Annotated in this window: 11 protein-coding genes and 1 pseudogene; 9 read left to right on the top strand and 3 right to left on the bottom strand. The window is 37.3% G+C overall.

Translation table 11 applies throughout. The annotated features are described in order from the left end of the window. The first annotated feature begins 304 nt into the window (after nt 1-304). The gene (locus LCP48_RS18770) at nt 305-454 is read left to right on the top strand and encodes a hypothetical protein (protein ID WP_004228154.1); all 150 of its coding nucleotides are present in this window, start codon (nt 305-307) and stop codon (nt 452-454) included. Nucleotides 455-1013: 559 nt separating this feature from the next. On the opposite strand, the pseudogene LCP48_RS18765 reads toward LCP48_RS18770, so the two are convergent. Next, a pseudogene (locus LCP48_RS18765) lies at nt 1014-1306 on the bottom strand (IS3 family transposase); the annotation flags it as partial. A 393-nt stretch (nt 1307-1699) separates the two neighbouring features. On the opposite strand from LCP48_RS18765, the gene LCP48_RS18760 reads away from it, so the two are divergent. The 6 genes from LCP48_RS18760 (at nt 1700) to LCP48_RS18735 (ending at nt 6985) form a co-directional block, all read left to right on the top strand. Further along, a complete protein-coding gene (locus tag LCP48_RS18760) occupies nt 1700-2077 on the top strand; it encodes a DUF3221 domain-containing protein (RefSeq protein WP_225340428.1) in 378 nt (125 codons plus the stop codon). A gap of 251 nt (nt 2078-2328) precedes the next feature. Continuing rightward, nucleotides 2329-2877, top strand: coding sequence for a helix-turn-helix domain-containing protein (locus LCP48_RS18755; protein WP_004228161.1), 549 nt, complete (start codon nt 2329-2331; stop codon nt 2875-2877). A 139-nt stretch (nt 2878-3016) separates the two neighbouring features. Next, the gene (locus LCP48_RS18750; protein ID WP_004228165.1) at nt 3017-4273 is read left to right on the top strand and encodes a hydroxymethylglutaryl-CoA reductase, degradative; all 1257 of its coding nucleotides are present in this window, start codon (nt 3017-3019) and stop codon (nt 4271-4273) included. Nucleotides 4274-4276: 3 nt separating this feature from the next. Continuing rightward, nucleotides 4277-4717 (top strand): hypothetical protein, encoded by a 441-nt coding sequence (locus LCP48_RS18745; protein WP_004228167.1) that lies wholly within the window; start codon nt 4277-4279, stop codon nt 4715-4717. After that, the gene (locus tag LCP48_RS18740; RefSeq protein WP_004228168.1) at nt 4714-6069 is read left to right on the top strand and encodes a tripartite tricarboxylate transporter permease; all 1356 of its coding nucleotides are present in this window, start codon (nt 4714-4716) and stop codon (nt 6067-6069) included. The genes LCP48_RS18745 and LCP48_RS18740 overlap by 4 nt, the downstream gene beginning before the upstream one ends. Nucleotides 6070-6088: 19 nt before the next feature. Further along, complete coding sequence (locus LCP48_RS18735) at nt 6089-6985, top strand: hydroxymethylglutaryl-CoA lyase (protein WP_004228170.1); 897 nt, start codon at nt 6089-6091, stop codon at nt 6983-6985. A 131-nt stretch (nt 6986-7116) separates the two neighbouring features. On the opposite strand, the gene LCP48_RS18730 is transcribed toward LCP48_RS18735, so the two are convergent. Next, nucleotides 7117-7848, bottom strand: a complete 732-nt coding sequence (locus LCP48_RS18730; protein WP_004228171.1) for a response regulator transcription factor — start codon at nt 7846-7848, stop codon at nt 7117-7119. Between the two features lie 130 nt (nt 7849-7978). Here LCP48_RS18730 and LCP48_RS18725 point away from each other — a divergent pair, with 130 nt between their 5' ends. After that, nucleotides 7979-9439 (top strand): amidase, encoded by a 1461-nt coding sequence (locus LCP48_RS18725; protein ID WP_225340427.1) that lies wholly within the window; start codon nt 7979-7981, stop codon nt 9437-9439. 133 nt (nt 9440-9572) lie between these two features. Further along, nucleotides 9573-10829: an MFS transporter gene (locus tag LCP48_RS18720; protein ID WP_225340426.1), complete on the top strand. Its 1257-nt coding sequence runs from the start codon at nt 9573-9575 to the stop codon at nt 10827-10829. Nucleotides 10830-10900: 71 nt separating this feature from the next. Here the strand turns inward: LCP48_RS18720 and LCP48_RS18715 are convergent, their stop codons facing one another. After that, complete coding sequence (locus LCP48_RS18715; protein WP_004228176.1) at nt 10901-11341, bottom strand: cell wall hydrolase; 441 nt, start codon at nt 11339-11341, stop codon at nt 10901-10903. Between the last annotated feature and the right edge of the window lie 120 nt (nt 11342-11461).

The following is an 11461-nucleotide window of genomic DNA, read 5'->3' as shown; positions in this document are numbered from 1 at the left end:
TGAAAACCTTTAAGAATACTGCTATTACAGTACTTTTAGAAGACGGTGGTTCGACTCCCGCCGTCTCCACACATAAAGGTGAGCAATATTGTAGCGGTAAATAAGAATAAAGGTACCAGCGTCTGAAAAGAGTGAGGATACAGATATTTTAAATACATTTGGCTATGAATTATTTACTAAGCTTTTACTGAAATTAAGGTTAAGCAGTACACCAATATAGGAAAAAGGTTTACATCAACAAAATAAGGTATACTATATTTGTTGAATAGATTGCTTTAAAGTCAGGAAAAGTAGGTGAACCAAAGTGGGGAAATATCAATTGGATACTAAAGGTAAGGTGGCTGTGGCAAAGTATCATGAAAAAAACAAGCCAGCCAAATTTGATAAAAAGCAGCAACTTGAGAAAATACGTGCGGAGTATTTGAAAAAGAAGCAAGAACAAACAGATCAATAATTTGAATGAAAACATAGGAAGACTAAAATCTCCCTATGTTTTCTCTTTTCAAATTGATAATAATGACATTGAGACGACAAAGACATATAAATGGGAATCACCATCTACAATTGAGGACAAAAAATGACATGATTTGAATGGATTTTTCTGTTTTGATAATAATCTTAAAACTACATCTTAGCCCCAACGACGATTGAGTGGGAGTAGTCATAAAGCGAGATAACCACCCGTTTATCTCTTTAAACTGATATCCATCGTTTTTGGTTAAATGTGAAAGAATTCATGTGAATATATGCATATCAAACTCTTCAAAGGCTCTATTTTGGGTATTAATTTATATAATTGTTTTTACATCTGAATGTCTCAGTCTCTTAGTATTTTTTTTATTTGCATCTACTTTCAATAATAGAGAGTAATGTCTTTAGAGGTAACTAAGGTTTTTCTAATAAAAATTATCTTTATTTGTAGCATTCCTAAAATCAGAGCGCAATTAAGTAGGTTACACATAAATGAATTAAATAGTTAATTCGAAGTATGTTAGCTTCGTTATTTCATTTGGCTACTTGGGTAAATGAGTTCGGTATTGCACCGGACTCGTTTTTTAATTTTGCCTTGATCCGTTTCATATTATAGTAGTTTATATATTTTTCTAATTCTATTTTTAATGCTCTATACTTTCTAATTCTCTCATGTAAAGGAATTCGGATTTCCAAAGAAATTCACCATGACAGAGGTGTCGTAACAATTTCCTTTACGAGACATCCTTTGAACAACCCCTCTTTATTCAAAGGCCCGACAGTATTTATTCATTTGATAATGCCAGTCTTGATCGGTATACATAAGTAACTGGTAGAGTAAACTCTAGTGTTTAATTTGTATACGGCTGAATAATAGCTTCAACTACACTGTATTTCATATTGCTTAATCCATTTAAGGATTGCTTTATTATTAGTCCCCATAGATTTAGCTATAGCATAGGAGCTTTCCGTTCCATTCCTCTTAAGCAGCGCTCAACAGCTTGTAATTTATCTTCGGTAGTTCAATACAAGTTTTTTATGTTCCTAATTCCATCCAATTGCATTGAAAACTTCAAAATATTTTCTCTATTCCTTCTTTAGGAAGTATAACAAGTGAAGTATTTTTTTGTATTGTAGAATAGAGGTGAGCACAGTATTTGGTTATTTGGTATATTATGTATATTTAAAATGATATGAAAATTATTAAATGTATAAGGTGGTGGTTTGAATGAAGAACAGAATTCACAAACCTATTTTCAACACGGTCTTATTGTTACTTTTTCTTGTTGCTTTATGGTTCTTAGGGAATGTTAGCCAACTATTTGCTAGTAAAGAAAATACCGAAAGTGAAATTGGTTATATAGTAATGCATGAAGGAATAGTCTATTTTATTCAAGGAAAGGACGTTCAACAATCAGATATAGAGAGTTTCTCTAGTGAAAATCTCCTGTTCTCAAATAAATTTGAATCAGTTTCAATTTTAATTAATGAATCGAAACTTTCTATGAAAGGAATTAAAAGTGGAGATGAAGTGAGGATTTGGTATTCTGAAATTTTGGAGTCAAATCCAGCAAAAATCAAAGTTATTCGTATAGAAAAACTGTGACCAACATTTCATTTTTACTAAATATAATTTAATACCATTTATAAATAAAAATTCCGTTTATTTCCTTTGTTTAAGCTGATTATTGCTTCTCAAAATTAATTTTAAAGTCGAGAAACTTTCAGCACACCCTTTTGTATTTAATTGAACAGACGACAATGAAGGAGTAATATACTCCCGTATTTTTCGATCCATCATGTAAAAATATAGTATAGTTATTGTAAAAACCGAAATGATCGAGGGGACTGGAAGAAATGAACTTACTAGAAGTTGGAGTAAAAATAAAGCAGATGCGGAAGAAAAATAAAATGTCTCAGGATGATTTAGCTTCGCAGATTAATTTAACGAAAAGTCATATTTCAAAAATAGAAAATGGCAAAGCGACACCGAGTCTGGTGACCTTGTCCAAGATTGCGGAAATATTTGATGTGCCAATGGCTTGGTTTGTTATTCAGGATCAATTTGATGGCATTTCGATTGTTTCGAAAAAAGAACGCCATGAGACGGTTGAGACGAATGAACTTGGCTATCAATATGAGCTGTTAGCGAATAAGAGCTATATGAGCAATATCAATCCTTCTATTGTTACTGTACATAATGGGGCGGAAAATTTAGCGCCTTATACTCACGATAATGATGAATTTATTTATGTCATTTCGGGTAGTATCGTCTTGAAATACGATCATAAATTTTACCATCTAGAAGAGGGGGACTCTGCGTATTTTTCTGGGAAAAAGGAGCATATCTTTATTAATAATTCTGCAGAAAACTCAAAGGTATTAACGATTTATGTTGAGGATTAAATCTTTCTTTTAAACGTAAATATTATCGAAAATACAAATTTCTTGTTTACAATACTATTCAGACAATTTACAATTGGTGTAATGTTATTCAACTAAGTTGAATTATATTACACTTTTTTTAAATTTTGGGGGTATGGGGATGACTTCACGTATTAAGGGATTTTATTTACTTTCAGTAGAAGAGCGAGTTAAGTTAATCGCTGAAAAATCAAATTTAACCAATGAGGAAGTTGAAGCTTTAAAAAGTGGAATTTCATTAGAGCTTGCAGATGCAATGGTTGAAAATGTTATTGGACATATTTCAGTGCCTCTAGGGGTAGCGGCCAACTTTAAGGTGAATGGCAAAGAGGTATTTATTCCGATGGCTACGGAAGAGCCGTCAGTAATCGCTGCGGCTAGTAATGCGGCACGAGCAGCATATGAGTTAGGTGGTATTTTTACTTCCAGCTCTGGAACAGTTATGCGAGGACAGATTCAGGTATTAAATATTGAGGACCCTCATGCAGCAAGGGCGAAAATTTTTGAACATAAAAATGAGATCATCGAGCATTGTAATGAAAAAGATCCAACGTTAGTCAAGTTAGGCGGCGGAGTGAAGGATATCGAGGTACACTTAATCGACACAGCAAAAGAAACAATGGTTGTCGTCCATTTAATCGTAGATACGAAGGATGCAATGGGGGCAAACGCTGTTAATACGATGGCGGAATCTGTGTCACCATTAATCGAACGGATTACAAATGGACGAGTTGTGCTACGGATTATTTCAAATTTAGCAGATAAGCGTATTGTTCGTGCGCGTGGTGAATTCTCGACAGAAATGCTCGGGGGGATAGAGATTGCGAAAAATATTGTAAGTGCTTACGAATTTGCAGATGCTGACCCGTATCGGGCTGCCACACATAATAAAGGGGTTATGAATGGTATTACAGCTGCGGTATTAGCATCGGGTAATGATACACGTGCTGTTGAGGCTGGTGCTCATGCCTATGCTGCTCGTTCTGGTAGATATCGTTCTTTAACAACATGGGAGCTGAATAAAGCAGGCAATCTTGTTGGGACGTTGGAATTGCCATTAGCTGTTGGTATTGTGGGAGGGGCTACGAAGACTCATCCTGTTGCAAAAGCAGCGCTAAAAATTATGGATGTGCAATCTGCAGAGGAGCTAGCAAGCTACATTGCCGCAGTAGGATTAGTAGAAAATCTAGCAAGCTTACGCGCACTTTCAGCAGAGGGTATTCAATCTGGTCATATGCGTCTGCATGCGAAAAACTTGGCTGTAATGGCTGGGGCAACAGGCGATATTATTGATCGTGTTGTGCAGCAGGCGGTAGAAGAGAAGGATTTCCGTTATGATCGTGTTTTAGAGATTACAAACTCTCTGCGAGGTGAATAATACATGGCGAATACTCCATACAATGGGCAAAAAAATGTAGAGGAAAAGAAGTTTATCGAAATTTTAGGAGACACGGTTTCTGGTAATCAATTAATTATTTCAATTATTTTAAGCGTTGCCGCAAGCTTTTTAGGCTATCAGTTTGGCCAGTGGGTTTTTCCGAAGTTTGCAGACCCTCAAATGATTAACTCCTATTCACTGTTAACAGGAATCACGGGTATTCTAATTGTTGTTGCTATTAATACGATTCTTTTTAAACCAAAGCGTATTTTAGTAGAAGATGAAGCATCCAGTCATTCTTTAAAGGAAGCATTTGAGGATTTACAAATTGATATAGACGAGGAAATACGCTTAATCGAGGAAGATCCGGTGACAAAAAAAGAGCTTGAGGATTTTGGAATTCTTTCTAGCTTACAAGGCTTGAAAGGAGCGGATAAAAAATGAGTATTTATGTAATAGCTCTTTTATTTGCACTTCTTGGTGCAGCTATCTTTACTATAATTGGACTTATTTCAGGTACAGATGAAACAGCAATTATGGTACCCATTACATTGTTAGTTATTTTGCTGGGAGCGCCTCCTGAAGGGGTATTCGCCTTTTTCATGGCAGGCGTGTTAGCTAAGCATTTAACACATGCTGTCCCAACTGCGTTATTAGGCATTCCAGGGGATACTACGGCTGTACCGTTAATCGACCATGCCAATACATTACGCCGTTTAGGCATGCCGCACGTTGCACTACGTAAAATGATTTCTGGCGGTGTTATCGGTGCCTTTATCGCCCTACCAACCGCTGTATTATTAGGTCAGTTTTTAGGTCAATTTGCCGACTTTTTTAAATCTTCATCAGGCATCATTTTTACACTTGCCGCTATTTTAATCGCATTCTTTTCAAAGGGAAAATGGGCAAGTATTTTAATTATTATTCCATTTGCATTTTTCATAAAAGCTTTAGATAGCGTTAGCTTCGCGATGCTGGATAAACATTTAAGTATTACATTCTTTTTAGGAATTGCCATTGGACCGATGTTTTGTAATATTTTAATGGCGGCTTCTTCTGTTGCTAAAAATGATCTAGCACGCAGTAAGCCAAATCAATATAATCTTGCTCCCGAAACGAAATCATGGAAAGGCTATTTCCCGAATCCATTTAAAATTTTATCGAAAAGGCAGACCATTTTTACGAGCATTACAACGTTTCTTTCCTCCCTTACATTTGTCTTCAGTCCTGTCGGGATGACGTCATTGATGGGAGAAATTGTAGGCTCACGTACAAAAGGTGCCTATAAAAAATCAACAACGAGTCTTACTGTCATGAATGGTGTAACGGAATCGACATATATAGCTGAAGCGATTATTCCATTAATTGCATTCGGTATTCCGTTAAGCCCAGTAGCACTTGGACCAGCATCACCTTTATTTAATGCACCACCGATTTTTACAGTAGATCCAGTTAACAACTTACACACGCTCATGTCTTCATGGGACTTTTTCATTTTTGGGTTAATCGGTATTAGTGTGGCGGCTTTAATTGCTTATCCATTTGCGATGAATTATGCACGTAAAGCATCTGTATTAGTATTGAAATATATTAGCCAGGAAGCAATCGTAGCGATGTTTATCGGATTAGCATTTTTGCTTGCCTATAACGAGGCACAATTACTAGGAGTAGTGTTAACATTTACAGTCGCAACTGTGGGTGGATTATTGAATCGTATTTTAGGTGTAGGGGCCGGTGTGCAATTCATGGTATTCTACGCATCAAGCTGGATTATGCTACAGCTGTTCGGCATTTAATTAAAGGAAGTGTATCTTGATGACTTTACCAAAACAAGTGGAAATAAGAGAAGTTGGTCCTCGTGACGGCTTACAAAATGAGAAAATTTTTATTCCAACTGATTTGAAAGTGCAATGGATTAACTTAATCAGTGAAACAGGTGTCCGCCATATCGAAGTATCCTCTTTTGTTAGTCCCAAATGGATACCAGCTTTAGCCGATCATCATGAAGTGTTTGAGCAAATCGCACGTCATGAAAAAATAACGTATGCAGCGCTTGTGCCTAATTTGAAAGGGGTAGAAGGAGCCATTCAACAAAAGGTTGATGAAATTGCGTTATTTATCTCCGCCTCTGAGGAGCATAATCAAAGTAATGTAAACGCTTCAATCAACCAATCTTTGCAAAACTTAAAAGCTGTAGCTGAAGTAGCAAATCGTGAAGGTATATCGTTAAGAGGCTATATTTCAACTGTATTTGGCAGTCCGTTTGGTGATGAAGTAAAGCTTCAAACAGTGAAGGATATCATTGATGCCTATCTAGCAATGGGCGTTTCTGAAATTTCACTCGGCGATACAATTGGGGTAGCGGATCCTGTACAAGTAAAGGCTATTTTATCAGAGCTACTCACTCAATACGATCGTGATTTGTTTGCCCTTCATTTTCATGATACGTATGGCCGTGCTTTAGCCAATATCTTTGCAGCACTTGAGCTGGGGATTACAAAATACGACAGTGCTATTGGAGGTTTAGGGGGATGCCCCTATGCCCCTGGTGCAAGCGGCAATGTATCGACAAATGATTTAGTAAATTTCCTGCATCGTTTAGGTGTGCAAACGAATATTGATGAAGAAAAATTGTTTACCGCTACGCGATTTTTACAGCAGGCAATAGATAGACAGCTTGATAGTAAAGTATATAAAGTGCAAAGTAATTAAGTAAAAGAGCGCCTCTATAGTTAGAATTAAAATTAGAAATGTCCCACCCAATTGGTGGGACATTTTTTACTGAGGGAAAATAGTTTTATGCCAATTAATCATACTACCTTTGAATTCAATAGATGACCCTCCTAAATATGATCAATATACTTTAAACACTTTGCCAGTAGCTGGGTACGATTGGTTACTTGAAATTTTCTATATAGATTTTGAAGATGTTTTTTGATTGTATTTTCACTGACGAATAATTGCTTAGCGATTTCTATGTTTTTTAAGCCTTTGAATACAAACTTTAAAACTTCTCGTTCTCGATCTGTCATTTCCAACACGATGGAGGGCTGTGAAAAGTGATGTAAGGAATACATATTTTCGATATTTCTTTTCAAATATACTAACTTTAAAATATCTTTTTCATTAAATAGCTTCTCTCCTGTTTTCCTTAAAAAGCCAATAACGGCTACGAGCCTATTGTCTATTCTTAAATACATGGCCATTTCATCTTCATAGCGATTTTCTTTCAAAAATACTTCTTTATAGTGGGTTTGTTTTTGCAGGCACATCACTTCATTCCTACTCATTAGCTGAATGGAAGGCTGTGTGTTTATATTTTGGGGGTGCAATGGATCAAAGTTTTTATATCTTTGTAAATAGTCATTAATCGTGTGACGCTCTATATTAAAAAGCACAGGGGCGGTTAGCTCATTATTTGCTATTTCCCAAAATAACATATGGTGATAGCCGAGATGCTGACTAATTGTTTGCAATAGTTCATGTTTAAAACCTTCATTGCTTTGTTTCACATTCATATTCGAAATATGATAGCTTGCTTTAAGAATGTTTTCTAAATCATTTTCTAAAAACATGAAAACACCTCGTTTCTCTATTATGCATTTATATTCTACTTAAAACAGAATTATCCTTTCGGGTAATATCTTAAATTTAGAATATTCAGTACATTATAGTTGCAAGATTACTACTATACGAGGTGATGATATGAATTTACAAGAGTATGCATCCTATGACGGTATTGGGTTAGCAGAGCTAGTAAAATCAAAGGAGGTAACACCACAGGAGTTAAAGGAGCTAGCGTTAGAAGGAATAAAAAAAGTCAATCCATCCATTAATGCAGTTGTTAGTGTGTTAGAAGAGCAGGCTGACAAGGCAATTGAAAAGGTTGATGAAAATGCGCCGTTTGCAGGTGTTCCGTTTTTAATTAAAGAGCTTGTGCTACATGCAGAGGGTGTTTCGCATAGTATGGGGAGTCGTATTGGAGAAAATACGGTTATACCCGTCGATAGTGAATTAATGGCGCGTTTTAGAAAGGCTGGCTTGATTTTAGCAGGGACTACGACAACGCCTGAGTTTGGCTATAATGCAGCGACTGAAGCGGTTATTTATGGTGCAACGCGCAATCCGTGGAATTTAACTCATAGTCCAGGCGGTTCGAGTGGTGGGTCAGCAGCGGCTGTTGCAAGTGGTATTGTGCCAATCGCTCATGCCAATGATGGTGGAGGTTCTATTCGTATCCCCGCTTCCTGTAGTGGGTTAGTGGGATTAAAGCCGACACGGGGAAGAGTTCCAGCTGGTCCATTCAATAGCGAGCCTTTAAATGGTATTGCCATTGAGTTCGCTGTGACGCGTACAATTCGTGATACAGCTGTTTTATTGGATCAAGTAGCAGGCCCTGACTTAGGGAGCTATTCCAAATTAGAAGTAACACATGCACCTTATGGACAACTTATCCAGGAAACAGTGCGCCCACTAAAAATTGCTTGGACAACTGAAACAAATTCTGGGGCATTTGTCGATCCGGAATGTATAGAAGCAGTTCATAAAACAGTTCAAGTTTTAAAGGAGCTAGGACACGAGGTAGTAGAAGCGCGTCCGAAATATGAACAAGCATCATTTACAAAGGCGACGGTTGCTATTTGGACAGCGAATATTTATCACATGATTAAGGGGGCTGCAGCGGGAACTGGTAAGGCAGTTTCTCCAGACTATATTGAAGCAGCCATTTGGAAATGCTATGAATATGGTGGCCAATTAAAGGCGGCTGATTTATTAGAAGCTATTCATACAAATGCAGTCGTTTCACGCCAAGTAGCAGGATTCTTTGAAGACTATGATATTTTATTGAGTCCAACTATTGGCACACTTCCTGCTAAAATTGGTGAGTTAAATGCCAACAATCCTAATATTTCGGCTGTTGAATGGACAGAGCAAATTTTCACGTATGCACCGTTTACAAATTTATTCAATGCTACAGGTCAGCCCTCTATATCATTGCCTTTAGCCGAAAGTAAATCAGGTCTACCAATTGGTCTACAAATAACGGGTAAATTTGCAGATGAATGGACGTTATTACAGCTAGGTAGACAGCTAGAGGAAGCCATGCCTTGGAAAGGCCGACAACCAGCAGTACATGTCAGTGAACAGCCTCAGCCAGCAGTATAATATAGCATGAACGCACTTAGTAGAGACTAGGTGCGTTTTTTGCGATCGTAATTTTCAAGCTTCCTCAAAAGCAGGTTTTATCCTGACCTCGAACTCATATACATAAAATAAATGCTAATAGGAGTAGTGATTATTGGACAAACAACAACATAAGTACAGATGGATTGTGTTTGTTGCTGTATTGTTTACCTATTTGTTAATGGCAAGTCAGCGAACTGCTCCAGGGTTAATTACAGATCAATTGATGGAGGATTTTGGGGTAACAGCATCGACAATCGGCTTATTGACGAGTATTCAATTTTTTGTGTACACGAGTTTACAAATTCCAATGGGGATTTTAGCTGATCGATTTGGGCCAAACGTTTTCCTCATCATTGGTGCCACCCTTACAGGTATAGGTACCATTCTTTACAGTCTAGGTACACATGAATTCATTCTATTCTTTTCTAGAATACTTACTGGTGTAGGAGATGCCACCATATGGGTGAATATGGTGCTTATTTTGGCACAATGGTTTCATAAAAAGGAGTTTGTCCGACTAATTGGCTTTGCTGGTATGACAGGGAGCTTAGGCTTCTTATTGGCAACAGTTCCTTTTGCTACATTGATTCTTTTATTAGGTTGGCGAATCACCTTTTTCTCTACAGGACTTTTACTATGCTTATGTGGTGTACTTCTTTATTTTGTGCTTGTACAAAACACAAAACGCATTTTTTCAAAGGAATCTGTAAGCATAGCTAAAGAAATAAAACGTGAAAAAAGCGCCATATTATTACGAAGAATATTTTCAAGCAGTCAAGCATGGGCTTTATTTTTTTGTCATTTTGGCGTTGTGGGCGGGTATGTTGGCTTTATTAGCTCGTGGGCAGTACCATATGGGATCAATATGTATGAGATGTCACGATCAGAGGCTAGTCAGCTAATTATGATTGGTCTAGTCGGAGCGCTTATAGGAGCACCTTTAATGAGCTGGATTGCTGGCTGGTTAGGTACGATTAAGAGACCCTATATTGTTGTGCATATTGCGGTTTTAACGAGTTGGTTTGCCTTTCTTTTATTGAAAGGACATCCGTCCATTTGCATGCTCATTGTCCTGTTCTTTCTCATCGGCTTTGGCTATGGTGCAAGTGCTTTAACCTTTGCGGCAGTTCGTCAAACTTTCCCTTTAAATGAATCAGGTATTGTTTCTGGGTTTGCCAATACAGGGGGCTTTCTAAGTGCTGTATTGCTGCCCATTATTTTTGGCTATATTTTAGATTACTTTCAAGCTGCCACAGGCAATATAAATGATGGGTACTACTATGGCTTCATCTCGCCAGTCATATTTTCTATCATTGGCTTGATTGGAGTAATGATGTTTAAGGAAAAGCTTTTAAGAGTGATGGATTAAGCCATGCTATATAATATGAGCATAAAGGGGATACCTGCAATAGAGGTATTCCCTTTTTAACATTGAACGAATTATCCCATATATACACTGGCACAAGTATCTGGAGCAGGTTCATAAAAGCAATGATTCTTAAATTGTCCTGTAAACGGCTGACCATACCATGTTGGGGGACATGGTGCATATGGATTGAAGTACCAGAGTGCATATTTTGCTGGATGTTCTCGCCAGAAATCTAAGTTTTGTTTCGCTAATCTTTTTTCCGTTTCTCTTGCTCTTTGGTAAAACATATTGCCTTTTTGAACAGCTTCGAAAGAATAGTTTCCGCCTTGTACCTGGTAAATAACCTGCTCAATCGTTCTTACATCATTGAAGTCTAAACAGGACGCCACTGCACGATTCACAATGACATTGCCCACGTAAAGCATACCTTGTTGACCTTCACCCTCTGCTTCTGCTCTCATCATCCTTGCCATTAAAGCAACGTCTGCATCACGGTATTTTACTCTTGGCATTTTTCCACCTCCACCTTATAGTATGAAAAAGAACAAGGCTAGTTTCACTTTATCTTGAAATTCGTTGTTTTTGAATATCACTCCATAAAAAACACCATCTTTACTGTTCAACAGCAAGAT

This window comes from Lysinibacillus capsici (assembly GCF_020217405.1).
Classification (GTDB): Bacteria; Bacillota; Bacilli; order Bacillales_A; family Planococcaceae; genus Lysinibacillus; species Lysinibacillus capsici.
This window is presented reverse-complemented; position numbering and strand designations above follow the sequence as displayed.

What these genes read in the sequence shown, in the direction of transcription:
- LCP48_RS18740 (WP_004228168.1), top strand. Translation starts at nt 4,714, where the DNA reads ATGAGTATTTATGTAATAGCTCTTTTATTTGCACTTCTTGGTGCAGCT.
- LCP48_RS18750 (WP_004228165.1), top strand. Translation starts at nt 3,017, where the DNA reads ATGACTTCACGTATTAAGGGATTTTATTTACTTTCAGTAGAAGAGCGA.
- LCP48_RS18745 (WP_004228167.1), top strand. Translation starts at nt 4,277, where the DNA reads ATGGCGAATACTCCATACAATGGGCAAAAAAATGTAGAGGAAAAGAAG.
- LCP48_RS18730 (WP_004228171.1), bottom strand. Translation starts at nt 7,848, where the DNA reads ATGTTTTTAGAAAATGATTTAGAAAACATTCTTAAAGCAAGCTATCAT.
- LCP48_RS18715 (WP_004228176.1), bottom strand. Translation starts at nt 11,341, where the DNA reads ATGCCAAGAGTAAAATACCGTGATGCAGACGTTGCTTTAATGGCAAGG.
- LCP48_RS18735 (WP_004228170.1), top strand. Translation starts at nt 6,089, where the DNA reads ATGACTTTACCAAAACAAGTGGAAATAAGAGAAGTTGGTCCTCGTGAC.
- LCP48_RS18755 (WP_004228161.1), top strand. Translation starts at nt 2,329, where the DNA reads ATGAACTTACTAGAAGTTGGAGTAAAAATAAAGCAGATGCGGAAGAAA.
- LCP48_RS18725 (WP_225340427.1), top strand. Translation starts at nt 7,979, where the DNA reads ATGAATTTACAAGAGTATGCATCCTATGACGGTATTGGGTTAGCAGAG.
- LCP48_RS18760 (WP_225340428.1), top strand. Translation starts at nt 1,700, where the DNA reads ATGAAGAACAGAATTCACAAACCTATTTTCAACACGGTCTTATTGTTA.